The following is a 24,267-nucleotide window of genomic DNA, read 5'->3' as shown; positions in this document are numbered from 1 at the left end:
CCTGTTGCTCCTGTCACAGAGAAATGCCCTGCTGACCCCTTGTCATGTGCCGGACGCCGCTCAAGCCGGGTGGTGAACAGGGCCGGGTAGGCGTATGGACCGGCCCTGTCCCATGGCGTCGGACGGCGTCATACCCGGAAGACGTCCAGGAAGGAACTCCACCAGCCCTTCGCCTTCTTCGGCGACTCCACCTGGTCGTAGCGCGCGGCGGGAAGCTCTTCGGCAGGGGTGATCCGGGACGAGACGGGCGACTGCGTCGCGGCCTTCGCAGCATGGCGCGGCGCACTCGGGCTGAACCGGACCGGCAGGGACACCATGGCCCGGTGGAACGGACCCGGCCGCCATTCGACCGCCGAGGACGGGATGGCGAGGGCGAGGTCCGGCACCGAGTTGAGGATCTTCTCGATCGCGGTGAGGGCGATGAGCTGCGCGGGGGACTTCGCCGGGCAGACGTGCGGACCCGCGCCCCAGGCGAGGTGGGCGCCCTTGCTCAGGGTCTGACGGGCGTCGGTGAGCGCGGGGTCGCTGTTCGCGGCGGCGAAGCTGATCAGTACAGGGGTCTCCGCCTTCAGCGTCACACCGCCCAGGTCGACGTCCTGGACCGGGTAGTGCGTCGCGTAGTTGGCGATCGGCGGGTTGTTCCACAGCACGTCGTCGAGGGCGTCCTCGACCAGCATTCCCGTACCCCGCCGGTGCGGGTTCCCGGCGTCGTCGGACAGCAGGAGGAGCAGTGCGTTGGCGATGAGGTTGCGTTCCGGCTCGATGCCCGCGCCCATCAGCATGACGAGCTGGTCCTTGAGCTCCTCGTCCCGCAGCCCGGCCGGGTGCTGGATGAGCCAGGAGGTGATGTCCTCACCGGGCTGGCGCCGCTTGAGCGCGACGAGCTCCATCAGGCACTCCGTCAGCTCGGCGTTGGCTCGCAGCACGTCCTCGCCGTCGAAGATCGCGGACATCGAGCGGGTCAGCCGGTCACCGATGTCACCGGGGCAGCCGAAGAGCTGGTTGAACAGCAGCAGCGGCAGGAGCTTGGCGTAGTCGCCCAGCAGGTCGGCGCTGCCGCGCTCGATGAACTGGTCGATGAGGTAGTCGGCGATGCGCTCGACGTCCCGGCTGAGCCGGTTGGTGTTGAGCCGGCCGAGGCTCTCGGTGACCGCCTTGCGCAGCCGCAGATGCTCGGTGCCGTCCGTGAACAGGCAGTTGGGCCGGTACGCCATCATCGGCAGCACCGGGCTGTCCAGCGGTACGCGGCCCTCCCGCAGCGCCGCCCACCGCCTGGAGTCACGGGCGAAGAAGGAGGGGTTCTGCAGAACCCGGAGCGCGGCCTCGTGCTGCACGATCAAAGTGGCGTCCACCCCGGGAGCCAGCTCGATCGGAGCGGCGAGCCCGTGCGCCCGGAACTCGTTGTACACACGCTGCGGATCGGACGCGAACTCCGGCCCGTAGAGCGACTTCTGCCGCTCGCCGTGCATCGGGCACCCGGTGGGGGCGCTGTACGGGGTGGCTCCCGGCTGAGAGTCCATGTGTGATTCCTAGGTGTGATCGCGGGCCTCGTGGGCCCGGACGGTGGACGGAAGACGGGGCTCGGGTCACCCGTTCCGGCGGACGGCGTACACGGAGCGGAGGTCAGGCCACCCGGGCGAGAAGGTGCTGGACCAGGGTGATCAGGGCCTGCGCGGACGAGTTCTCGTCCCGGGCGTCGCAGTAGACGACCGGGGTGTCCGGCAGCAGGTCGAGGGCCTCGCGCAACTCCTCCTCGGCATGCCGGGAGTACGGGTCGAAACTGTTGACCGCGACGGCGTACTCCAGCCCGTACGTCTCGACCAGGTCGATCACCGGGAAGGTGTCGGCGAGACGGGCCGGGTCGACGAGGAGCAGCGCGCCGAGCGAACCCCGGGCCATGTCCTCCCACAGCTCGACGAAACGCTGCTGGCCCGGCGTACCGAACAGGTACAGCACCAGCTCGTCGCTCAGCGTCAGACGGCCGAAGTCCAGCGCGACCGTCGTGGTGACCTTGTCGGGTGCGCCCCGCAGGTCGTCGACGTGGGCGCTGGCCTGCGTCATCCTCTCCTCGGTGCGCAGCGGTGTGATCTCGGAGAGGGTGCCGATGAGCGTCGTCTTGCCCACGGCGAAGTGTCCGACGACGAGGATCTTCGCCGCACGCTGTACCGCGTCCGACACATAGATGTTCTCAGCCGAACCGGACGTGGAGTCCATGCAACACCTCTTCGAGGATCTTCCTGTCAACGAGCTGAGCCGGCGGTGGCGCCTTGCGGCGCATCAGATGACCCTGTTCCGCTAAATCGTTCAGCAGCAGCCGCGCCACTCCGACGGGCAGTTCCAGATGGCCCGCGACCTCGGCCACCGACAGATAGCCGCCGGAACACAGCTTCCAGATCGCCCGGACCTCGGGGCTCGGGTTGGGGGGCTGCTGCCGGCCGGGTGCGATGGTGACCAGAGTGACGAGGGACAGGCCCTCCGCGTCGGGCAGCCCGCGTCCGCCGGTGATGACGTACGACCGGACGAACCCGCTGCTGACGGACTGCTCCTCGCCCGGCGCCGTCATGCGTCGCTTCCGACGTTGTGGCGGGGAGGCGTGGTCATCGCCTTCCCCAGCGCGGTGACCTGCTGCTGCATACGGAAGGACATGGCCTCCATGTCCACGTCGGCCGCGGCGGCCGCCGCCAGATAGGCGCCGGTGCCCGCGGCGATCAGGAAGATCCAGCCGTGCTCGTACTCAAGGAGCGTCTGACGCCAGCGACCGGGGGTCTGGGCCCCGATGAAGGGCGCGACGGCCCGGCTCAGCGACTGCATGGAACTCATCGCCGCCGCCACGGTCTCCGCGTCGTCCCGGCCGATCTCACTGGAGTTGGCCAGCAGCAGGCCGTCGGCGGAGACGAGGATCGCGTGCCGAGCGCCGGGTACCTGGAGCACATCGTTGAGCACCCAGGTCAGATCGGGGTTCACTGGATCTCGGGTCCTTCCATCGTCGTCGTGTCACGTCCGGACCGTGTTCCGCGCTGGAACGCGCCCAGGCGGGAGGCGGTTTCCTCGTTGCTGCGCACCGGCCCGGGGTCGGTCGACGGCACCACTGAAACCGGGCTCTTGCGACGACGCTTGGGCAGGCCACCGGCGGTGGTGAAGGACCCCGTGGGCTGCGGGGCGGAGACCGGCTGTGCCGCCGGCGGGAACAGCGGGGTCGGCGGCGGCGCGCTCACCTGGCGGCGGGGGAGCGCCGACACCTCCGCGTCATGGTGGACGGGCGCCGCGGCGGCCACCGGGGGCGTGGGCGCATCGCCGGTGAGAAGCTCGTCGGGCAGGAGAACCACCGCGCGTACGCCTCCATAAGGGGATACCGAGTCCACCGAGACCTTGAACCCGTAGCGGGCGGCCAGTACACCGGAGACGGCGAATCCGAACTGTGGGGGAATGCCCAGGCTGGAGACGCTGATGGCGGCCTGGGGCGCGAGGAGGGCCGCCGCGCGGTCCTTCTCCTCCTGGCCCATGCCGAGGCCCGCGTCGTCGATGATGAGGCAGACGCCCTTCGGGACGGCCTGGATGTTGATCTCCACCGGCGTGCCGGGGGCCGAGTAGTTGGTGGCGTTGGCCAGCAGTTCGGCGAGGACCACCGCGACCGGTTCCACGGCCTTGCTGACGACCGAGAAGTTGACCTGTCCATTGACCCGGACGCGGTCGAACTGGCGGATACGGCCCTGCGCGCTACGGGCCACGTCGAAGACCGAGGCGACGGTCTCCCTGCGCCCGAGCCAGCCGCCGCACAGCACCGCGATGCCCTGCGCGCGGCGGCCGAACTGGCTGTTGGCGTGGTCGATGGCCATCAGGTCGGCGAGCATGTTGGGGTCGTCGCCGTACTTCTTCTGGGCGTTCTCGACGACCACCTGCTGCTCGTCCGCGAGCCCCTGAAGGGTACGCACGGCCGCCTTGAGGACGGCCTTGGTCTCCTCTTCGGCGTCCTTGCGGACCTCATTCATCTCGGCGGCCTGCCGGTGCAGCAGACCGTTGTGGGCTACGTGGAGCTCGTCCCGCTGCCGTTGCAGCGCGTCACGCTCGCCCCGTAGGCCGGTGTTCTGTCTGCGCAGCCCGATGTTGGTCTTGCGAGCCCGCAGGACGGCACCGACAGCGACCAGTGCTACGACAACCAGCGCCCAGAAGAGAGGGCCCTGTGCAAATGTCATGAGACTCACTTCAAGTGCCATGGCTATGGAAACGGCTTGACGCTCCCTCATGAGCCGCACCGGCCGGACTGGTCTAGTCGCGACTTGTGCCACGCAGGGAAGGCCCCTCCGAAAGCGGGGCCGAGGAATTCATCCCTCCCGGAATGCCCCCATACGCCATCAGCCCACTGGAAGTAAGATGATCTTAGCATCGGCCTCTCGGGTAAATGTCAAGACCGACACGCCAGTTGCACTCTTGACGCGGAATGTTCACATCCAGGGACGGAGTTGGCCGTCCAGCACCGGGCTGACCTGGGTCTTTTTGGTGGACATAGGTGACGAACGGTCAAGAATGCGTACCCGGTGCGTATATGAATGTGTGACCCTCCTGGTCACCGCCGGGGCATACGCGTCGGTGGACGACGCATGCGCCGCGCCCGCGTGACGGGTTCGCGGGTCGCTCGCTCCCGGCCAAGGCTCCTGTCGCGCTTCCTCCTGTCGTGTGCATGCCGATCTATCCGTGGTCGAGGGCCGGAGCTCCCGGTGTCGCGCCGAGGAGGGCACCTCATCAACCTGCCTGACAGCAAGGCGAGGTGGCGACAAAGCCGGATGTTTCCCCCGTGCGGGGCCCGGCCGCGGGACGGTGGTGCCCGGAGTACGTGACACACGGGGCGGCCGTCACGTCACGCACAGCGGGTACCGGGTACCTCCCCTGGGCGCACGACCGCGGTGAGCGCTGGCGGCGTCCGCGTGAGAATGCAGACTGGGAGTGCGCGCCCCGGCGTGCCGGTGATGGGGCTCACCGCAACCGCGGACACCTTCCGCCGACGGTCCCTGGCCGTGCGCGTGACGACACCGTGCCCGCCTGCCGCTTGGAGGCCGTTGCCGTGGAATTCGACGTGATCGTGGAGATCCCCCAGGGATCCCGCAACAAGTACGAGATGGACCACGAGGCCGGGCGCATCCGGCTGGACCGGATGCTGTTCACGGCCACCCGCTATCCCGCCGACTACGGCTACGTCGACCACACGCTCGGCCGGGACGGTGACCCCCTGGACGCCCTGGTGCTGGTGGGTGAGCGCACCTTCCCCGGCTGCACGATCCAGTGCCGGGCCATCGGCATGTTCGTGATGCGCGACGAGAAGGGCCCCGACGAGAAGGTCCTCTGCGTTCCCGCGCACGACCCCCGCCACGCCGACCTGCGGGACATCGGCGACGTGTCCAGCTTCGACCTGCTGGAGATCACCCACTTCTTCGAGGTCTACAAGGACCTGGAGCCCGGCAAGTCGGTGGAGGGATCGCACTGGGAGGGACGCGACATGGCGTACGCGGAGATCGAAGCCGCCCGGAAGCGGGCCGCCGGGTCCTCGGGCGGCGGCTGAGCCGCGCAGACGCCCTGTTCCGCGGCCCCGGCGGGTTCAGCCGCGGTGCGCACGGGTGCCGGACAGCAACACCAGAGCGGCGGCCTGGATCACCACGACCACCACGACGAGCACCGGGACCGAGTAGCCGTAGAGACCGCCGACGAGCGCGCCACCGGCCAGGGTCGCGGCGCCGATGACCCCCGCGAAGACCCCGTAGGCGGTCGCCCGCCGCCCCGGCGGGACGAGGTCGGCGACGGTGGCCTGCAGCGTGGACTCCTGGATGCCCATCGCAGCCCCCCACGCCAGTGAGCCGATCACCGCGACGGCGAGGCTGCCGCCGAAGGCCAGCACGGGCACCGAAGCCGCCAGCAGCGGCAGCACGGCCAGCACCCGGGGCCCGATCCGGTCGTAGGCCCACCCGGTGGCCAGCGCCGCCAGCGCGTCCATGGCCATGGCACCGGCGTACAGCACCGGAACCCAGGCCGTGGCGAGCATCCCGTGCGTGACGAGGTGGAAGGACAGCACACCGTAGGTGGCGAAGCCCGAGGTCGTGACGGCCGTGAACGCGGCGTACCGCCAGAACGCGGCCGGCAACCGCCCGGAGGCGGTCTGCGTACCGGCCGCAGCCTCCATTGCCGCGCTTTCGTAGACCGCAGGTTGCGGGACCTGGTGCCTGAGCCGGACCAGCAGGGCCAGCACCGCCACGCCCGGCAGGGCAAGGACGCCGAGCGCCGGTGCGTAGTCGCCGCCCGTCAGGGCCAGCACACCGGCGACGGTCAGCGGGCCGATCAGCGCGCCGATCTGGTCCATCGCCTGGTGCACGGCGAAGCCCCGTCCCCGGCCCGTCACCGCGGTGGCGTACGACAGGAGCGTGTCCTTGGCGGGGGAGCGGACGGCCTTGCCGACCCGTTCGGCGATGACCAGGGAGCAGGCGACCCAGAGCACCCCCGTCAGGCCCAGCACCGGCACGCTGACGACCGTCAGCGCGTACCCGGCGATCGTCCAGCCCCAGAACCGGCCCGTGCGGTCCGCCAGCGGCCCCGAGACCAGCCGCAGGATCAGCGCCGCCGCCTCACCCGCACCCGTGACGACACCGACCACCAGGGCCGAGGCCCCCAGCGAGGCCAGCAGGGGACCCGTGATCGAACGCGCCCCTTCGTAGACGAAGTCGGCGAGCAGGCTGATGGTTCCGAACCAGACCACGAATCGCCAGGGGCGCATCGTCGGCCGGTGCACTATGCCCACAGGGCCGGGGCGAGCGAGACTCCGGCGAACGCGGCGCCGAGTCCGGCCACGACGCTCGCGAGGATGTTGGCGGCGGCGTAGAACCTGGCGCCGTCCTCGGCCAGCCGCAGCGTTTCGTAGCTGAAGGTGGAGTAGGTGGTGAGCGCTCCGCACAGGCCGGTGCCGAGCAGGAGCTGCAGGTGGGAGGCGGCGGCCCCGGCGGTGGCTGCGCCGGCCAGCAGCCCGAGGACGAGCGACCCGCTCACGTTGACGGCGAGGGTGCCCCAGGGGAAGACGGTGTCGTGCCGGGACTGGACCGCTCGGTCGGTCAGATAGCGCAGCGGGGCGCCGACCGCGGCCCCGACGATCACCAGGAGCCAGTTCACGGGTTCTGCTCCCGGTCGTCGTCGTGTCGGACCGTCTCGCAGTGGTCCAGGACGGCGAGGCCGCCGTCCGTGAGCAGCTCCTCGACGAGCGGCAGGAACGCGCGGATCCTCTCCTCGGCATCGACGATCACGACGGCCACCGGCAGGTCTTCGCTGAGTGAGAGCAGCCGTTGGGTGTGGATCATCGACGAGGTGCCGAACCCCTCGATTCCGCGGAAGACGCTCGCACCGGAGAGCCCCGCCCGGTGTGCCCGGTGCACGATCTCCGTGTACACGGGCCTGTGGTGCCAGCCGTCGGTCTCGCTGACGAGGACCGTCAGTCGCAGGGCCGGGACCGTGTTCGTCCGTCCTGTCATGGTTGCCTCCACGCCAGTACGCGGCGGGTGGCCCACACCGCGCTCCACACCGCCGCGAGGGCGGCGAACAGTGTCAGTCCCAGATAGGCCAGGCCCGGGCCGGGCCGGCCGTGGGCGACGAGGCGTTCGATGTCCACCGCGTAGGTGGAGAACGTGGTGAATCCGCCCAGCACCCCCGTACCGAAGAAGGGTCTGACCAGTCGGTGTGCCGCCCATACGTCGCCGATCACCACCATGAACACGCCGATCACCGCGCATCCGACGACATTCACGGTCAGCGTCGTCCACGGGAAACCGCCCGGAGCGGTGGGCCACAGGAGGGATGCCCCGTACCGGGCCGACGCCCCGATCGTGCCACCGAGGGAGACCATGGCGAGGACCGGCCACTGCCGCCGGGAGAGCCTGACGCGCCTGCCGGGCGCACTCCGCCCGGCAGGCGGATCGCCGCCGCGCTCCGTCACCGCTGCCGGGGGCACGCGGCATGACTGGGCCTGCCTGGGCATACGTCTCCTACCTGCCGGGCGCCCGCGCACGGGCGCGCTCCATCGCAAGCAGGGACCGTTGGCGGCACGCGCGCACGCGCCCCGCGGTTCGAGTACGGCGGGCCCCACCGCCGTACAGCAGCCCTCACCGGCCGCTGCTCCCCCAGGCTAGCGCCGCCGACAGCGCCCCGCCCACCGCGGCCGGCGCGGGCGCATCCGGAGCGAACCGCGAAGGGGCATATCGGGCAAACGGATAAAAATGACGTTAGGTTCTCCCTGAGTCGGGCGAGGGAGTCTGCGGGGCTGTGCATGACACCGGGACGCATCGACGAGGAACGCGAGGACGCGCCCCGACCCCGTCCGACCGAAAGGCACACCGTGACGAGCATCGACACCACCGGGGCGGCCCTCGGCGTCCACTCCGAGGTCGGGAAACTGCGCAAGGTGCTGGTCTGCGCACCCGGCCTCGCACACCGTCGGCTCACCCCCACCAACTCCGACGACCTGCTCTTCGACGACGTGATGTGGGTGGAGAACGCCCAGCGCGACCACGCTGACTTCGTGAACAAACTCCGCCTGCGCGGGGTCGAGGTCCTCGAACTGCACGACCTGCTCGCCGAGACGATGGCCGTCGCGGAGGCGAGGAACTGGCTCCTCGACCGCAAGATCACCGCGAACGAGGCCGGCATCGGCCTCCAGGACGACACCAGGGCCTTCCTGGAAACGCTCCCGCCCCGCCGGCTCGCCGAGTTCCTGATCGGCGGCCTGGCCACCGCCGACCTGCCCGACGACTTCCGCTCCCCTTACGTGGCCCTGGCCCGCGAGTCCGCCGGCGTCCGCGAATATCTGATGCCCCCGCTGCCCAACACCCTCTACACCCGTGACACCACCTGCTGGCTCTACGGCGGACTGACGATGAACCCCCTGTACTGGCCCGCCCGCCACGACGAGACCCTGCTGATGAAGGCGGTCTACACCTTCCACCCCGACTTCAAGGGCTCCACGGTGTGGTGGGGCGATCCGGAACGGGACTGGGGCCAGGCGACCTTCGAGGGCGGCGACATCATGCCGGTCGGCAAGGGCGTCGTGCTCATGGGCATGAGCGAACGCACCTCACGCCAGGCCATCACCCAGGTCGCGAACGCCCTGTTCAGGAACGGCGCCGCCGAGCACGTGATCGTGGCGGGCATGCCCAGACTGCGCTCCGCCATGCACCTCGACACCGTCTTCACGTTCGCCGACCGCGACCTCGTCACCCTTTACCCGAAGATCATGGACGAGGTCCACACCTTCTCCCTGAGGCCCGGTGACAGGGCCCCCGGGATCGAGATCACCGACGAGGGCACGACACCGTTCGTCGACGTGGTCGCCAAGGCGCTCGGCTTGTCCGAGCTCAGGGTGATCGAGACCGGCGGCGATGTGTACGCCTCGGAGCGCCGGCAGTGGGAAAGCGGCAACAACGCCGTGGCCGTGGAACCTGGCGTCGTCTTCACGTACGACCGCAACACCCAGACCAACACCCTCCTGCGCCGGGCCGGGGTCGAGGTCATCACCGTCGTCGGCGCCGAACTCGGCCGTGGCCGGGGCGGCGGCCACTGCATGACGTGCCCCCTGATCCGGGACGCGGTGGCCTTCTGACGCCCCCGCCCCCCGCCCCCCGGCCCCGCCCGCCGGGCCGGGGATGGCCGTACTGAGCGGCAAGCCCGTCGTCCTGGCCTGACCGGCGCGCTCCCGACACCGTGGCAGCGCCAGGTCCGATCACCGCGTCCGGCCGCGCCCCGGCCGACAGGACGCTCCGACACGGCTGCCCGCGACCGCCGCCGTACGCTGCCTGAACCGCATCACTTCAGCCCTCGACCGGGAGCCCCGCGTGAGCGATCAGCCCGACCAGCAGACCGAGAAGCCCTTCCTGTACGTCGTCGTGTGCGCGGCCGGAATCGCCGGAGACGTCGGCAGGTTGATCACGGCGGCCCAGGAAGCGAACTGGGACGTCGGAGTCGTCGCCACCCCGCAGGGCCTCGGCTTCATCGACGCGAAGGCCGTCGAGGCCCGGACCGGATACCCGATTCGCTCGGCCTGGCGCTCACCGGGCGACCCTCGCCCGCTGCCGGCTCCCGATGCCATCGCCGTTGCCCCGGGCACCTTCAACACGATCAACAAGTGGGCGGCGGGCAGCTCCGACACCCTGGCCCTGGGCATCCTGTGCGAGGCGTACGGCTTCGGCATCCCGACCGCCGTCCTCCCGTACCTGAACTCGGCGCAGGCGGCCCATCCGGCGTACCGGTCGAGCCTGGACCGGCTGCGTGGGATGGGCGTCCTGATCGGGTCGCACGAACCGCACCGGCCCGGGGCCGACGGCGGGGCCGACGGCGGGGCCGACCGCTTCCGCTGGGAGGAGGCGCTGGAACTGCTCGCTCCCGAGCTGTCCCGCCCGGCCTGATCAGCGCCTCCGGGCTCGTGGCGGCTGCGCCCGTTGCTCCGGCCGGGCGGCCGGAGCAACGGGCGTTCGGGAGATCACCAGTTGATGGCGTCGTCCATCGACTGCTGCCAGTACGTGACCTTGAGCGAGTCGTCGACGTAGACGCCCTTGGCGGGCAGTGCGGGGTGGGCGCCCGCACCGACGCTCTCATTGCCGGAGCGGCCGTGGAAGTAGACGACCAAGGACTTCTCCGTGTGGCCGTTGGAGCCGCTGCCGTCGGTGGCGGACAGATTCACGGAGGCATAGCCGGATTCGCCCGGCTTCAGCGTGACGACGGCCTGCGGCTGGGAGTCCTCGATGACCGGCGGCACCGACTGGGCCTCGCCGAAGCGTACGGCCGGGTAGCGGTACAGGAAGCAGGTGTTGCTGCCGGTGTTGGTGACGGTGAGGAGCATGTGGTTGACAGGACGGTTCAGCGGGGCTGCGACGGTCTTGGTGTTGGAGCCCTCGCAGGTGACGATCTTGCCGGAGGAGGTGGGGGCCTTCGCGGCGGGGGCGTGCGCGGCCGGCTTCGAGGCGAGGGTGGCCGTCTTCGCGTTGTCGGAGGAGGAGCCGCGGTCGGAGGATCCGGAGGCGGGGGCCGACGGTGCGCGCTCAGGCGCGGAGGGCGAGGCGCTCGTGGCGGAATCAGCCGAGGCGCCCTCGTCCCGCACGCCCGTTCCGTCGCTGCACGCGGTCAGGGAGAGAGCGGCGAGCGCGACGGTCGCGGCGGCGGTCAGAAGGCGGGTGCGGGAGTTCCGGATGCTCGACATGTGGCCATGCCCCTTCGTTGTTCAGGTGGGTGTGGTGCTTGGATGACTGGAGCTTGTGGGGTGATCCGTCCCGGCCGCCATGGACAGCGGGTGGTTAGGAACACTGGAACACTGGAATGCGCTCTGAGCAGGGGAAAAGCAGTGCCCCTGGAATGCGTGAACGGGACATGGGGGGATCGTGGAACGAGTGTCGGAGAGGGAAGGGGCCGGGGGTACGGGCGAGTTCGCGGCGCTGCTGCGGGAGCTGAAGGACCGTTCGGGACTGAGCTACGGGGCGCTGGCCAAGCGGCTCCACATGAGCACGTCGACGCTGCACCGCTACTGCAACGGCACCGCGCTGCCCACGGAGTACGCACCGGCGGAGCGCTTCGCGAGAGTGTGCCGGGCGACGCCGCAGGAGCTGGTGGAGCTGCACCGGCAGTGGATCCTGGCGGACGCGGCACGAAGGGCCAGGCCGGACCAGATCACGGCGGCCGGGGCGAGGAACGCGGGTGACACCGCCGCGGATCCGCCTCCGGCGACGGATTCGGCCCAGGAGGCCGGTCCGGCCGGGACGGCTCGTGGAACCGGTTCGCCGGAGACGGCGGTCACCGGACCGCCGACGGATTCGGCCGGCGCGGCGTCAACGCACGGACCGGGCGGAGACGATCAATCGGTTGTCGTCGACATGCCGCGCGATCCCGCGCCGCCGCGGCGTCGCCGTAACGCGCTGATCGCCTCCGTAGCAGTGGCCGCCGTGCTGGGAGCCGTGGCGCTCGCCGTCAGTGTGCCCTTCGGCGGGGGTGGGAACGACGCGGGGGACCGGCGCGCAGCCGATGCCGCCGGCGCGACCACCGACACGGCGGACGCCAAGAAGCCGCCGGCGACGGACGCCGCGACCCCTTCCCCGACCGGTGGGAGCCGCACACCGTCCGCCTCCGCCTCCAGCGCCGGATCCACCCCTGGCACCTCGAAGCGCGGCGGCGTGCCGGGCGCGGCCGAGCGCACCGGTGGCAGCACCGCCGTACCGCTGAACGTCGCCTCCCGCCCCTACGTCTACGACAGCCCGTGCAGCCAGCATTTCCTCGTCGACAGCGAACCCGAGCAGGTCGGCCCGCCCGCGAGCGAACAGGACGCGCTGCGCTGGGCCGGCGCCTACGGCGCGGTCTCCTCGGGGGAGCAGCGGGTCGCCCTGACCGTTCAGGGCACCGGGCGGGACACGGTCGTCCTGGAGGCGCTGCACGTACGCGTCGTCGGCAAGGGAGCGCCGCTCGCCTGGAACGACTATTCGATGGGGGTCGGCTGCGGGGGCGGCGTCGGCACCAAGTCGTTCGACATCGACCTCGACAACGGCAGCCCCACGGTCACCGTCAAGAACGGCCAACGCGACTTCCCGTACAAGGTCAGCGAGTCCGACCCGGAGGTCTTCTACGTCACCGCGCACACCAAGGCGCACGACGTCCGCTGGGACCTCAGCCTGGACTGGTCCAGCGGCGGCCGCCGGGGCACGGTGCGCATCGACAGCAGCGGCACCCCGTTCCGCACGAGCGCCGGCGCCGGGCGACCCGGCTACGACTACCCGTTGGGCGGCAGCGAGTGGATCGTACGGGAGGGCTGAACCGGACCCGCGCGGGCGGCGGCGGGACCGGGCGCTCGATCTCCCCGTTTCTTCCCTGAACGCGTCCATGGGCGCTGGCCGACGGCGGGAGATTCCGAGAGCGACAATAGTGGGTGGGTGCCGTGCTGGTCGGTTCACGGAGTCAGGTCGCGAGGTCCTGCCCGGTGGACCGGGTGCCGAGCCGGCGGGAGACGACGATGAACGGCTCGGTCCGTGTCGGACAAGTTGTCGGGGTACCACTGCGGATGCACTGGAGCGTGCCGCTGCTGGTGGTCCTGTTCGCGTACGGTCTTGGCCGCCAGACCCTCCCCGCATGGACTCCAGGGCGTTCGGATGCGGTGTACACCTTCGCCAGCGCCGTAGGGGCACTGCTGCTCATGGCCAGCCTCCTGCTCCACGAGACGGCACACGCCGCGACGGCCCGCAGGAAGAAGATCGCGGTACAGGATGTGACGCTGTGGGCGCTGGGCGGGATGACCCGGATGGGGCGGCCGCCGACGGCCGCGGTGGCTTTCGCGGTGGCGATCAGCGGGCCGCTCACCAGCCTGATCATCGGAAGCGCCGCGCTCGGAGCGGGAATCGGGCTGCACGCGCTGATCGGCTGGGCGGTGCCCGCCGCCGTTCTGGTGTGGCTCGGCTGGGCGAACCTGTTCCTGGGCGTGTTCAACCTCCTTCCCGCTGCGCCGCTCGACGGCGGAAGGGTGGTGCAGGCGCTGTTGTGGTGGCGTACCGGAGACCGGGAACGTGCGGATCGGGTGGCCTCCCGAAGCGGTCAGGTCGTGGGCGGGCTGCTGATGGCCTTCGGCTGGATCTTGCTCCTGCGCGGGGCGCCGAACGGGCTGTGGCTCATCTTCGTCGGTCTCTTCATCGCGATCGTCGCCGGCGCCGAACGGCAGCGCGCCGTCATCCACACAGAGCTGCGGGGCGTCAGGGTCGCCGATGCCATGTCCAGCCCGGTGGCCACCGGGGCCGACTGGCTGACCGTCCGGCATTTCATCGACGAGGTGGCAGTGAACTCCCGCCATTCCGCCATGCCGCTGCTCGATTTCGAAGGCCGTCCCAGCGGGATCGTTCAGATCCGCAGGCTTGCCCGGATACCGGAAGCGCGCCGGGAGGAGCTGCGCGTGCGCGAGGTGGCGATTCCGCTGTCACAGTGCGCGGTTGCCGTCCCGAGTGATCTTCTGAGTGAGGCTCTCGACAAGCTCCGACCGGGTACTGGCATGCGCATCCTCGTCGTGGACGGGCACCATCTGGTGGGGATCGTCACCGCGAAGGACATTACGCGGCTGATGCAGCGGCACACGCTGCGGGGCCAAGGGCCCGACTGAGCCAGGGGCCCGCAGCGTCGTCGGCGATGTGGCCCCTGCCCGAGGCCGTTGCGGCGCCGTACCGGTCGGACTGCACTGCGAGACCCCTGCGATCGGCGGGCCGGGCCGTTGCGCCCCTGGTCTGTCGCGGAACTCCTGTGTTTGTCGCCGGCCCCCTGCGGATTCGTCTGTGATCGGTAACAGAGGGACCTTGTACGGGCGTTCGTATGTCTTCATGGGGGCACGGCATCGGCGGAGACAGCAAAGGGGTGGGCGGACATGGCAAAGCACAAGGGAAGGGGATGGCACAGCCGACTTCTCGCGGCGGCGCTCGGGGTGACAGCGGTGGCCGCTGCCACCTCGGTGTGGACCGCGCAGGCCGACACCGCCGGAGGGCGGCAGCCGCAAGCGCGTGTCTCGGCGCCGGACGCCCGGCCTCAGGACCGGACCGTGACCAAGGTGGCGGCGGACATCGCGCACGCCTCGGACCGCGGCGCCCGGGGCGTCAACATCACCATCGACGACGGACCGGACCCGGTCTGGACACCGCAGGTGCTGCAACTGCTCAAGGACAACGGTGTGAAGGCCACGTTCTGCATGGTGGGCACGCAGGCTCAGATGTACCCGGACCTGGTCAAGGCGGTCGTGGCGGCCGGGCACCGGCTGTGCAACCACACGGTCTCGCACGACACCACCATGGACACCAAGTCCGAGGCCTACCAGTCCCAGCAGATCCTGGATGCCGAACGCATGATCACCAAGGCGTCCGGAGGCGTCCGGCCGCAGTACTACCGGGCCCCGGGTGGTGCTTTCACCCCGTACAGCCGACAGCTCGCCGCGTCCCGGGGAATGCGGCCGCTGGGCTGGAACGTCGACTCCAGAGACTTCGAGCGTCCCGGCACGGACGCCATGGTCGCCACCGTCAAGAGCGAGATCTCCAACGGGCCGACCGTCCTCTTCCACGACGCGGGAGGGGATCGCTCCCAGACCGTGGCCGCTCTGCGCGAGGTGCTGCCCTGGCTGAGGCAGCAGGGCTACTCGTTCGGCTTCCCCGTACGGTGAGTGAGGTCCGCCCGCACCGACATCCGGGCCCCAGCGGCGCTCCTGGTGGTCAGCGGCGGTTGTGGTGGTTGCTGTGCTTCGTGGTGGAGCGGGGCTGCGGGTGGGTGCCTGCCGTCGTGGAGGTCGCCGGGGCGGGGGCGGGGGTGCGCTGGATGCAGACCATGGCGGCGTCGTCGTCCAGGTGCCCGCCCACATGGGCCAGAAGGTCGGCGCGCAGGTGGTGGATCAGGGACCGGGGGCTGTCGTGTGCCTGGGAGGCGGCACGTTCGGCCAGCGGGTAGAAGATTCTGCCGGGGTCCCGGGCTTCTATCACGCCGTCGGTGTAGAGCAGCAGCAGGTCTGCGGGCCCCAGGGCGAAGGTGTCCACCTGGTACTGGGGTGTGGTCAGCTCACCCAGGCCCAGTGGCGGCGCGGGGCGGGTGGGGTTGAGCGCGGTGACCTGTCCGTCGTGAAGCAGCAAGGGGGGCGGGTGCCCGCAGCTGATCATCTCCGCCTGCTCACCCGCGTCGGGGATGTCGATGATCGCGGCGGTGATGAAGCACTCCCCTTCCTGCTCCGACTCGGCGGGTTCGACCATGCTCCAGCACACGCTGTTCTCCAGGTAGGCCATGAGGTCGGGCAAGGAGGACTGCCGGTGTGCGGCCGCCCGGAATGCACCCAGCAGCAGCGCGGCGTCTCCGATCGCGGTCAGGCCCTTGCCCCTGGCATCCCCGATGATCAGCCTGGTGCCGGCCGAGGTGCGGGTGGCCGCGTACAGATCGCCGCCGATCTGTGCCTGCTCCTCCGCCGCGAGGTACACCGAGGCCACCCGTAGTGGTCCGATCTGCCGCGGCAGCGGTCTGAGCACCGCTCGCTGCGTGGCCTCCGACACCGTCCGCACCTGCGCCAGCTCACGACCGTACCGATCCCGGAGCCACCGGAACACCGTCACGATCGCCGAGACCACCACCACGGCGACGATCTGCGCACCGATGCTCTCCGTAGTCAGGATGCGGAGCCCTACGCCGACGCCGAACAGGGCCGCCACGGCGATGGCTCCGACCATGGCGGTCAGGAGGGGGCCGGCGAAAGAGGCGGTGAGCGCGGGAGCCACGATCAGCAGGGGGCCCAGCGCCACGTCGGGCCCGGTCGTCGCGTCCACAAGCACGATGACTGCGATCAGAGCGAGCGGGATCGCCAGCAGGCCGTCACTGGCCCGCCAGGAATGTTGGCGGAACGAGAACCGCCGCCATATACCCATAGGCCTACATTTTACCTGCTCGGGCGGTTCCGCACGCAGGCCCCCGGCCCCGCCGGAGCGGTTTCGGCCGTGGCCGTCGCAGCTGGTGACGAAGGACGAGGCTCTCGCCCTCAGGGGCGTCATGTATGCCAGTGATGCAGGTCGGCGGCCTTGCCGCAGGCGCGCTCGACCGTCTCCCCCGAGGCGCCGGTTCGGAGTCAGATCAGCGAGCGACCGGTCGGCCCGAGCCGGAGTACCTGAGGTGCTGCTGTCTGTTCCCGCTCGACGCCCGGCAGGATCTCTTCCCGCGCGAGGGGATGGGCCTGTATGTCGGCGAGGTGCCGACGGTGCGCACTCTCGTCGGGGTACGAGGTGAAGATCGCGGCGACGTTCTCGTCGGCGCGGACCGGCAGCGCGGCGAATGTGTTGTGCGCGAGCTCGGTGGTCAGGAAGGCGAGCGGTGCGGGTCCCGTCTCCTTGAGCGCGAGGAGGAGGCCGTCCCGGATCAGCGCGATGCCGTCCTGCCGTCCGGGAGGGAAGGACCACACGGTGGCGGACACGAATCGGTCAGGCGCCGTAGCGCTGACCGGGGGCCGCCCGGACAGGGAGCCGGTGAAGCCGTCCCCGGCCGACACGGGGCGCAGGAGGAGGACGTCGTCGGAGTCGATCATGGTGTCGTTCGCCTGCGGACCGTGCTCGGCCCAGACGGGTCCGCCGTAGAAGTCCGTGAGCGCGCGATGGCGCGCCTCCATGTCCCGGAATCCGCGCAACCAGACGAAGCGGTCCGGATCGTCGAGGTCCCGGAACTGGCCGAGCACACTCATCCCCACGTCTTCCTGGGATTCGACGAACTCCCGGTCGAACAACTCGATGAGTTCGTCGCGCCGGCGGGGACGCAGCGTGTACTGGCGAAGCTCGATCACGGGCGGTGGGCCGACGAGTTCGGTGGGTGGCACAGCAAGGCTCCTGTTTCCGTGTTCTCCGTGCGCAGCTCCCGGCCTGTTCGGTCATGGCCGGGAAGTGGTTCGACGGTAGGAGAGCCGTGTGACAGGTGCTGTCAGGGTTTCCGAGGAGAATGCGCGCATGTCTGCCAGTCGACTGCTCTCGGTGCTGCTGTTGCTGCAATCGCGGGGCCGTATGTCCGCGCGGGGAATCGCCGACGAGCTGAACGTGTCCGTGCGCACCGCCTACCGTGACGTGGCGCGCCTGCAGTCCGCAGGGGTCCCGGTCTACGCGGAGCCGGGCCGCGGGGGCGGCTACCAACTGCTCGACGGCTACCGCACCCGCCTCACCGGGATGAGCGAGGGCGAGGCGCGGGCACTGTTCTTTGCCGGACTTCCCGGGCCCGCCGCCGACCTGGGATTCACGGCCGAGATGTCGGCGGCCCGGCTGAAGCTTCTGGCCGCGCTGCCGGCAGGACTGCGCGAGGAAGCGGCACGGGCCGCGGCGGTGTTCCACCTGGACGCCCCCGGCTGGTACCGGGAACCCGAACGGATACCGCATCTCCCCTTGTTCGTCGACGCGGTTCTCACCCGGCGTGCGGTGGATGTGCGCTACCGCCGCTGGCGCGCCCCGCAGGAGGTGAATCGCCACCTTCACCCCTACGGCCTGGTACTCAAGTCCGGTACCTGGTACCTCGTGGCCGCCACCGACAGGGGGACCGCGACCTACCGCGTCGCCCAAGTCCTCGACGCGGTGCTGGGCGACGAGCGGTTCGACCGGCCGCAGGGCTTCGACCTGGGCGCGTACTGGGCCTCCTACCTCGATGACTTCCAGGCTCGCCGCTACACCGGCACAGCCACCGTCCGCCTGTCTCCCCGGGGACGCCGACGCCTTCCCGACAACGTCCCCCCGGAGGTGGTGCGGGCAGTCGACTCCACCGCGACCGCCGTCGGCGACGACGGATGGGTCGAGGCGGTCATCCCGGTCGAGGGCACCGAGCACGCCTGCGGCGAACTGCTGAGGCTCGGCGGGGATGTCGAGGTCGTTGCACCGGCCGAACTCCGCCAGGCCATGGCCGCCACCGTGGGGATACTCGCCCGAGCCTACGAGAACAAGGGGCCAGGTGGTGCGCCGGTCCGCGACGCCTAGAGAGAGATCTGGGCAACGACGAGGCTCCTGTGCTCCAGGTCATGCGTGGTGAAGGGTGGTGGGACGATCGGCTGCCTCGCGCTGTGCGCCGCGTTCCTCGCCCTGGCCCGTCCGCTCGCGGCCCGGGGCGACTGCGGCTGCGGCTGCTCGCGGAGTGGGAGCGGGTCATCGGTGCGGGAGGGCGAGCGTTCGGCGGTGTGACTGCCAATGCCCTGAAGTAGCCCTGCATGCAGGGTCGTTGTGCGTTACGGTGCTGCTCCTTCGATGTCCCGCCGAGGAGGGAGACCGACGTGGAACAGCCCGAGGCCGCGGACCTCGCACTCGCGCGGGCCGTCGTGGCGCGGATCGCGCCCGAGGAGCTGCCCTACTTCGAAGAGACCGTGGCGAGCCTGCCGAAGCGCCCCGGACGGCGGGCCCGGCGGCGCACCGAGGACGATCCGCTGGCCTTCGGCGGTGCCGCCGAACTTGTCGTCACCAGCATCGCCTGTGGGGTCGCCACCGAGGTGGTCAAGATGATGGGCGAGACGGTCGGCAGCGGCCTGGTGGCCCGGCTCCGCCGCCTGCTGACCCGCGGCCGCGGCGAGGACCCGGCCGCGCCCGATGCCGGACAGCGGCCTCCTGCCCTCACCGAGGAGCGGATCACCGAGCTGGGGGCCGCGGCCGGACGTACCGCCGTCCTCCTCGGTCTGCCGCCGGACCGCTCCGAGCTGCTCGCCGAGGCGGTCCGGGACCAGCTGAGGGCAGCCGACGGGCCCGGTTCCGGCGCATGACGGCCGCCGGGAGCGGCGAGCTGCCCCTGGAAACGGTGCCACCACCGCGCCGGCCGCTGCCCTCGGGGACACTCCTCGCGTTCGTCCTGCTGATCTGCGCGGTGCTGGCGTCCATGTCCGTCCTGCACCCCGGCTACGCCGACTTCATCGCCGGCGACCGGGGCGCCACCGACCTCAACGACTGCCTGCGCCAGGCGGTGCGGGAGGCCGGCGGGACGGGGGACTTCATCAGGGCCCTTCCTCGGCAGGAGCCGTGCGACTCCAGCGGCGACCACACCTCGCAGGGCATCCTCGTCTCGTACGCGGTCCTCGCCGTGGCCACCGCCGCGCACTACTGGTTCCGCTCCGCCCGCCGTGCCCGGCGCCGCGGGGTGCGCCCGCTGGACGCGGAGCGCTTCCCCGACCTGCACGCGGAGGTCACCCGCCTGGCCGCGGGCGTCGAGCAGGCCCGCGGGGCCACCTTCCTGGTGGACTTCCTCGACTCCGGGGTGAACGGCGTCTCCTTCGGCCGTGCCGGCCGCCGCCACATCATCCTCAGCCGCGGCCTGATCCGCCTCCACGGCGCGGGCGCGGCGGACCGTGACGCCTTCCGGGCCGTCGTCCTCCACGAGCTGGCCCATCTACGCAACCGCGATGTCGACATCACCCTGATCACTCTGGGGATGCTGCGCTGCTACTTCGCGCTGATCCTGTTCCCCAGGATGTTCGGGGACCTGGGTGGGCTGGTCTTCGTGCCAGGAAGCGCCGCGTACTCGGGGGCCGCGCTGTTCGACTCGGCCGTTCTCGCCGCGGTGGCGCTCGCCGCCCGTTCGGTGATCCTGCGGACCAGGGAGTTCCAGGCGGACGCCCGGGTCGTGGAGTGGCTGGGGACGTCCGAACCGCTGCTGCACGCCTTCGACCTCGCCTCGGCGGGGTCCGGCGGCCGGCCACGGCGGTCGGTTCGCGGCTGGTGGGCGCGGCTCACCCGCACCCATCCGTCGTTCGCGCAGCGCCGGGCCTGCCTGGCGGACCAGGCGCTGCTGATGCACCAGGGCTTCGGTTTCGCCTTCGTCATCGGTTTCTGCCTGCCGACCTCCTGGGATCCGGTGGCCTCGGTCACCGCACGGGTCCGGGAGGGCGGCGGCATCAGCGGCTGGTGGCCGACGTGGCTGATCACCCTGCTGGTGGTGCTGGTGCTGCTGCTGACGGTGGTCCGCGCCTCGCTGCACCGGCTGGGCCACCGGGCCGGAGCGCCCTCGCCGGTGCCCTTCCGGCTGGGGGTGGGCCTCGGGGCGCTGGCGGGCTTCGCCCTCTCGCCCAGTGCCGTCGTCGATCATCTGATGCTGCCGGGACTGCGCTTCTCCTCGCAGTTCTCCGGCTGGCTGACGGTGGCACTGCTGGCGCTGCTGTTCACTCTGTGGTGCCAGTTCCTCGGGGACTGCTGGGCCCGTTCGGTGGACCTGGCGCGGCGGCCGTTCCTCACGGTCGCGGTGCCGGGGCTGGTGGTGGCGGGGGCGGTGGTCGCCGAGGCGGACACCGTCTTCGGGCTCCAGTGGCAGATCGAGTTCGGCCAGTTCATGGACGAGCGGCTGGCCGCGCTGCCGGGACCGCTGCACGCCGCGGTGTGGACGCAGTACGTGTACATGACCCGGCTGGTCGACCCGTGGTGGCTGCTCACCCTGCTGGCGCTGCTGCTGGGGGTGCCGCTGGCCGGGGCGGTACGCGGGTGGCGGCTGGCCCGGTACATGGTGCAGGACCGGGTCCGGCCGGCCCGGCGTGCCCTCCTCCTGGTGCTGGTCATGACGGCGCTGACGGCCGCCCTCCTGCCCCCCGCCTACACCTGGTGGGCGCAGGAGCGGGGCCTGGGCGCGTTGGCATACCCGTACTTCCTCACCCCGATCACGCTGGCGGCGGCCGCAGGGACGCTGGCGGGCGGGCTGGCCAGGACCCGCAGCATGGTGTGGGCGGTGGCCACCGCACTCGTGGTGGGCGTACTGCTGTCGCTGTCGATGCCGCGGGCACTGTGGGGCTTCCAGCTGGGCGTCGGGATCGAGGGCGCCGCCCTCGGCACCCTCTTGACGGCGGCGCTACCGCGCGGCCACGGTCGCATGCCATGGGCCGTCCCTCGACGGCGGCCTTGAACGGGGCGGACATACCCGTGCTCACGCGCCGCCGGACCGGGGGCTTCTGTGTTTCTCGTCCGCGCCTCTGCATGCCAGGGCTGAGATTGCGATTTCGAAACTGGCAGGGACCGCTGTTGACCTCCGTAATCGCAGAACTTTGAATGATGGTTCACGGTCGCCGGCATGTTCGCTGAAAACGGAAAGCCCACCCGATTTTGATTCGGTAGGGGTTGTCACTCGATGTGCGCAGTTCAGAGCTTTGGCTTGGTATGAACACAGAGCACTGTGAATGCGTAATTTGCTTGCGTTGTCCCTGGCTCGCAGGGCCCTCGCGTCGGAAATCCGACCGACTTCACTCGGTGACTGACGTCGTTGCTGAAAACAGTGCCGAAGCAAGATGGCGCCTCTTGGGTATCGCCGCATTTCTCTATGAGTGCTGCGTTTCCTCGGTGATGCGGGAGGAGTTGCCCGCTGCTCTCCCGGAAAGAATTGCTCGCAGGGTTGGTCGGTGCCACCGTGAGCGCGAAGGCATGCGTAATGGAAAGCGGCTGATCCTTTTCGTGGTAGAGTTCTAATGAATTCACAGGACGCCGCGATTAAAAGGGGAATGGCGTGAATACCGAGAAGGTTACGGCTCGACGTCTTACGGCCGAGGAGATTGCAGGCTTGGGCCCCCAGGACGGTATCTTCGTCTCGGCGGGGATGGGTGGCCTTCCCCTCGACTGCTATGCCCCGGCTTTCCTTACGGAGCCGGGCAAAAATTTCGAGGGAGGGTCCTTCGCTGCGAGGACGGTTTTCGGTGAGGAGATTCACGTCCTCCCGGACAATGCTGAAGAGGGTGGGATCTGGATTGCTGACAAGGCGGGGGAGGAAATCGAGGTTCTCCAGAGTGCCGGCGTCCTCCTGAACCTTGCCCTCTTCGTGCCCAGCGGGAACAAGGAATCCCTGGAGTCGCTCTACTCCGCCGCACGGGACGCGTTCGGCGCGGGGGTCGTTCAGCGCTGGAGCGAGGAAGTCGTCGCGGTGCCGGACGTCAAGGTCGACCTGTACGAGGAGCCGGCCCGGGCGCGGAAGAACACGAGCAGCCAGAACCGCGACCGCCGCGCCCTGGACATCTACCCGACCCGAGTGCGGTTCCTGGAGCCCAGCGAGGGCTGGAAGTTCATTGTCGAACCGCACAAGGAGATCGTCGACGACACACCGACGATCTGACCTGATGGCAGCCTCGAGGCCACGCCGGAGGCACGAGCCCGCTCCCGGTGGCGGATTCAAGAGGGCGTAGCGACCCGCTGGTCAAGCGGCTGTTGTCAGCAGTTCAGTCAGACGCTCGGCTGGAGCTTCCCAGCCGAGCGTTCTGCGTGGGCGGGAGCTGGATTCCGCAAGCGGCAGCGTCCAGGCGGTCGTGGCTGCGGAAGGGGATGGGTCTGGGGCTGCTGAGACCTCCCCCAGAGCTTGCCGTGACGGCCAGAGGTGTCCGCGGCGCCTCACCGTTCCCGTTCCACCAACTCCTTGAAATGCTCCAGGTCGTCCCGTACAAGCCGTTCGATCGCAGTCGCCTGGGCGAATCCCTTCGGCCCGCCGAACGCCTCCTTGACAGTGCCCGGGTCGTACTCGATCCGGGCCTGGACTCGGGTGTGCTCACGGTCGATCGGCAGCAGTGAGAAGGTTCCCGCCAGGTCCGGACCGCTCGTGGTCTGCCACTCCAGCATGTGCTCCTTACCGCGGTCGGTGATCTCGGCTTCGAACTCCTGAGCCCGGCCGCCCGCGTCGACGTCCAGGCGCGCCCGGTGCCCGTCCTCCGAACGAGCCTCGCGTACTCCTTCGACGAATCGCGGATAGGCCTCCACCTCGTGGAGGTGTTGCCAGGCCACAGCGATCGGAACAGCAACGTCGATCTGTTCTTCGAGAGTGCTCATCGGCCACCTCAAAACTCGGTTCACCGTTTATGGGGCCATGACTCCAGTGTCGCCCCCCGGAGGATCGATGGGGCCGGGAGTCGGTGTCCGCGGGCCGGTGCTGCCCGTCCTCGGCGCCCCAGGACGCGGGCAGAAGGACCGCGGCGGCTTCAGGCGTGCCCGACTCCGAGTTCGCGGCCGCGGTAGAAGCCTTCCCGCTCCTCGACGATGTAAGGGGCCATGGCGTCACGCCGCTGCGTCTCCGCCGCGGAGGCCCGCCAGGAGTCGCATGCTTCCTTGGTGTCCCAGAACGACACCCCGGTGATCTCTTGCCCGTCCTCGGACCAGTACGCGTAGGCGCGGCGCAGCGCCTGCGGGTACGGGTCCGGGCGCCAGGCCCTCTCGAACTCCTCCAACGCGCCCGGCTTGATGCGGCGTGTCGTCACCCAGACAAAGTGCTCCACCATCGCGGCCTCCTCTGGAACGCCGGTTCGACTTGATGGTGCCTTGTCGAGCCATCGTAGGTTTGTGGCACGGCTTCCGCCCCTGCTGCGGGGGAGCGCGGTCGCCGCCCCAGGTCGCTGAGTGGGCCCCGGGCGACGGGGCAGGAGCTGACGACCAGGGCTCAGTGTGCTGAGCCCGGTGTCCGGCGAGTCGCGGTACGCGGAGGGCACGCCGTACCTCGAGAGGTCCGGACAACAGCTGGAGTGGCCACTCCAGCCGGCTCCCGACGCCCTGTCCGTGGAGTCCTGCGGTGATGAAGTCGACCCAGCGAAGAGAGCGCCGACGTCTCAGAGGCCGATGACGCGGACGTGGCCGCTGCAGAGTGCGAAGTTCGATATCCGGCCTGACCTGCGAAAACACGACAACGCGGCGGAATCCTCGGCCCCTCGTCGGGCGCCGTTGCCGACCGCTGTCGGCGTACGGGCTCTGATGCAGAGGTGCGTACGGGTTGATCTGCAGAGGTGATCCGGCGTGTCGGGCCGGGTCACGGGGCGGTGAGAGGAGC

At 70.2% G+C, this 24,267-nt stretch carries 24 protein-coding genes; 10 read left to right on the top strand and 14 right to left on the bottom strand.

The genetic code is table 11. The features are described from left to right. Window positions 1–128: 128 nt before the first annotated feature. The 5 genes from ACF1B9_RS08485 to ACF1B9_RS08465 form a co-directional block, all read right to left on the bottom strand. A complete protein-coding gene (locus ACF1B9_RS08485; protein WP_391741481.1) occupies window positions 129–1,520 on the bottom strand; it encodes a cytochrome P450 in 1,392 nt (463 codons plus the stop codon). 103 nt (window positions 1,521–1,623) lie between these two features. After that, window positions 1,624–2,214 (bottom strand): ATP/GTP-binding protein, encoded by a 591-nt coding sequence (locus ACF1B9_RS08480; RefSeq protein ID WP_351071724.1) that lies wholly within the window; start codon window positions 2,212–2,214, stop codon window positions 1,624–1,626. Continuing rightward, window positions 2,189–2,563 (bottom strand): DUF742 domain-containing protein, encoded by a 375-nt coding sequence (locus ACF1B9_RS08475; protein ID WP_351071722.1) that lies wholly within the window; start codon window positions 2,561–2,563, stop codon window positions 2,189–2,191. The genes ACF1B9_RS08480 and ACF1B9_RS08475 overlap by 26 nt, the downstream gene beginning before the upstream one ends. Beyond that, entirely contained in the window at window positions 2,560–2,964 is a 405-nt protein-coding gene (locus ACF1B9_RS08470; protein WP_351071720.1) for a roadblock/LC7 domain-containing protein, read from the bottom strand. Before ACF1B9_RS08470 ends, ACF1B9_RS08475 begins: the two co-directional genes overlap by 4 nt. Beyond that, window positions 2,961–4,193 carry an ATP-binding protein gene (locus tag ACF1B9_RS08465; protein WP_391741483.1) on the bottom strand — a complete coding sequence of 411 codons (1,233 nt, stop codon included), beginning with the start codon at window positions 4,191–4,193 and terminating at the stop codon, window positions 2,961–2,963. The genes ACF1B9_RS08470 and ACF1B9_RS08465 overlap by 4 nt, the downstream gene beginning before the upstream one ends. An 866-nt stretch (window positions 4,194–5,059) precedes the next feature. Here ACF1B9_RS08465 and ACF1B9_RS08460 point away from each other — a divergent pair. Then, window positions 5,060–5,554 (top strand): inorganic diphosphatase, encoded by a 495-nt coding sequence (locus ACF1B9_RS08460; RefSeq protein ID WP_391741484.1) that lies wholly within the window; start codon window positions 5,060–5,062, stop codon window positions 5,552–5,554. A gap of 36 nt (window positions 5,555–5,590) precedes the next feature. Here ACF1B9_RS08460 and ACF1B9_RS08455 read toward each other — a convergent pair whose 3' ends face one another. Genes ACF1B9_RS08455 through ACF1B9_RS08440 form a run of 4 tightly spaced genes read right to left on the bottom strand, consistent with a single transcriptional unit; the run spans window position 5,591 to window position 7,873 of the window. Continuing rightward, the gene (locus ACF1B9_RS08455; protein WP_391741485.1) at window positions 5,591–6,757 is read right to left on the bottom strand and encodes an MFS transporter; all 1,167 of its coding nucleotides are present in this window, start codon (window positions 6,755–6,757) and stop codon (window positions 5,591–5,593) included. A 14-nt stretch (window positions 6,758–6,771) separates the two neighbouring features. After that, window positions 6,772–7,146 carry a fluoride efflux transporter CrcB gene (crcB, locus tag ACF1B9_RS08450; RefSeq protein ID WP_391741486.1) on the bottom strand — a complete coding sequence of 125 codons (375 nt, stop codon included), beginning with the start codon at window positions 7,144–7,146 and terminating at the stop codon, window positions 6,772–6,774. After that, entirely contained in the window at window positions 7,143–7,502 is a 360-nt protein-coding gene (locus ACF1B9_RS08445; protein ID WP_351071696.1) for a DUF190 domain-containing protein, read from the bottom strand. The genes crcB and ACF1B9_RS08445 overlap by 4 nt, the downstream gene beginning before the upstream one ends. Next, complete coding sequence (locus ACF1B9_RS08440) at window positions 7,499–7,873, bottom strand: fluoride efflux transporter FluC (RefSeq protein ID WP_391741529.1); 375 nt, start codon at window positions 7,871–7,873, stop codon at window positions 7,499–7,501. Before ACF1B9_RS08440 ends, ACF1B9_RS08445 begins: the two co-directional genes overlap by 4 nt. A 420-nt stretch (window positions 7,874–8,293) precedes the next feature. Here ACF1B9_RS08440 and ACF1B9_RS08435 point away from each other — a divergent pair, with 420 nt between their 5' ends. Next, complete coding sequence (locus ACF1B9_RS08435; protein WP_391741488.1) at window positions 8,294–9,622, top strand: arginine deiminase; 1,329 nt, start codon at window positions 8,294–8,296, stop codon at window positions 9,620–9,622. Window positions 9,623–9,854: 232 nt separating this feature from the next. Further along, entirely contained in the window at window positions 9,855–10,424 is a 570-nt protein-coding gene (locus ACF1B9_RS08430) for a flavoprotein (RefSeq protein WP_391741490.1), read from the top strand. A gap of 74 nt (window positions 10,425–10,498) precedes the next feature. Here ACF1B9_RS08430 and ACF1B9_RS08425 read toward each other — a convergent pair whose 3' ends face one another. Next, window positions 10,499–11,215 (bottom strand): DUF4232 domain-containing protein, encoded by a 717-nt coding sequence (locus ACF1B9_RS08425; RefSeq protein WP_391741492.1) that lies wholly within the window; start codon window positions 11,213–11,215, stop codon window positions 10,499–10,501. Between the two features lie 187 nt (window positions 11,216–11,402). On the opposite strand from ACF1B9_RS08425, the gene ACF1B9_RS08420 reads away from it, so the two are divergent. The 3 genes from ACF1B9_RS08420 to ACF1B9_RS08410 all read left to right on the top strand — a co-directional run bounded on the left by ACF1B9_RS08420 (window position 11,403) and on the right by ACF1B9_RS08410 (window position 15,181). Further along, the gene (locus ACF1B9_RS08420; RefSeq protein WP_391741493.1) at window positions 11,403–12,812 is read left to right on the top strand and encodes a helix-turn-helix domain-containing protein; all 1,410 of its coding nucleotides are present in this window, start codon (window positions 11,403–11,405) and stop codon (window positions 12,810–12,812) included. Between the two features lie 197 nt (window positions 12,813–13,009). Then, entirely contained in the window at window positions 13,010–14,140 is a 1,131-nt protein-coding gene (locus tag ACF1B9_RS08415; protein ID WP_391741494.1) for a site-2 protease family protein, read from the top strand. 258 nt (window positions 14,141–14,398) lie between these two features. Next, complete coding sequence (locus tag ACF1B9_RS08410) at window positions 14,399–15,181, top strand: polysaccharide deacetylase family protein (RefSeq protein ID WP_391741495.1); 783 nt, start codon at window positions 14,399–14,401, stop codon at window positions 15,179–15,181. Window positions 15,182–15,230: 49 nt separating this feature from the next. On the opposite strand, the gene ACF1B9_RS08405 is transcribed toward ACF1B9_RS08410, so the two are convergent. Continuing rightward, entirely contained in the window at window positions 15,231–16,421 is a 1,191-nt protein-coding gene (locus ACF1B9_RS08405; RefSeq protein ID WP_391741496.1) for a PP2C family protein-serine/threonine phosphatase, read from the bottom strand. 197 nt (window positions 16,422–16,618) lie between these two features. Beyond that, window positions 16,619–17,356: an NIPSNAP family protein gene (locus tag ACF1B9_RS08400; protein WP_391741497.1), complete on the bottom strand. Its 738-nt coding sequence runs from the start codon at window positions 17,354–17,356 to the stop codon at window positions 16,619–16,621. A 127-nt stretch (window positions 17,357–17,483) separates the two neighbouring features. On the opposite strand from ACF1B9_RS08400, the gene ACF1B9_RS08395 reads away from it, so the two are divergent. The 4 genes from ACF1B9_RS08395 to ACF1B9_RS08380 all read left to right on the top strand — a co-directional run bounded on the left by ACF1B9_RS08395 (window position 17,484) and on the right by ACF1B9_RS08380 (window position 22,575). Continuing rightward, the gene (locus ACF1B9_RS08395; protein WP_391741498.1) at window positions 17,484–18,491 is read left to right on the top strand and encodes a helix-turn-helix transcriptional regulator; all 1,008 of its coding nucleotides are present in this window, start codon (window positions 17,484–17,486) and stop codon (window positions 18,489–18,491) included. 290 nt (window positions 18,492–18,781) lie between these two features. Further along, window positions 18,782–19,261 (top strand): hypothetical protein, encoded by a 480-nt coding sequence (locus tag ACF1B9_RS08390; RefSeq protein WP_391741499.1) that lies wholly within the window; start codon window positions 18,782–18,784, stop codon window positions 19,259–19,261. Continuing rightward, window positions 19,258–21,381, top strand: a complete 2,124-nt coding sequence (locus ACF1B9_RS08385) for a M48 family metallopeptidase (RefSeq protein ID WP_391741501.1) — start codon at window positions 19,258–19,260, stop codon at window positions 21,379–21,381. The genes ACF1B9_RS08390 and ACF1B9_RS08385 overlap by 4 nt, the downstream gene beginning before the upstream one ends. Before the next feature lie 594 nt (window positions 21,382–21,975). Next, the gene (locus ACF1B9_RS08380) at window positions 21,976–22,575 is read left to right on the top strand and encodes a hypothetical protein (RefSeq protein ID WP_391741502.1); all 600 of its coding nucleotides are present in this window, start codon (window positions 21,976–21,978) and stop codon (window positions 22,573–22,575) included. 272 nt (window positions 22,576–22,847) lie between these two features. On the opposite strand, the gene ACF1B9_RS08375 is transcribed toward ACF1B9_RS08380, so the two are convergent. Continuing rightward, a complete protein-coding gene (locus ACF1B9_RS08375) occupies window positions 22,848–23,279 on the bottom strand; it encodes an SRPBCC family protein (protein ID WP_391741503.1) in 432 nt (143 codons plus the stop codon). Window positions 23,280–23,428: 149 nt separating this feature from the next. Then, window positions 23,429–23,725, bottom strand: coding sequence for a hypothetical protein (locus ACF1B9_RS08370; protein ID WP_391741504.1), 297 nt, complete (start codon window positions 23,723–23,725; stop codon window positions 23,429–23,431). Between the last annotated feature and the right edge of the window lie 542 nt (window positions 23,726–24,267).

The organism is Streptomyces sp. NPDC014727 (assembly GCF_043083485.1).
In the GTDB taxonomy this organism is placed as follows: domain Bacteria; phylum Actinomycetota; class Actinomycetes; order Streptomycetales; family Streptomycetaceae; genus Streptomyces.
This window is presented reverse-complemented; position numbering and strand designations above follow the sequence as displayed.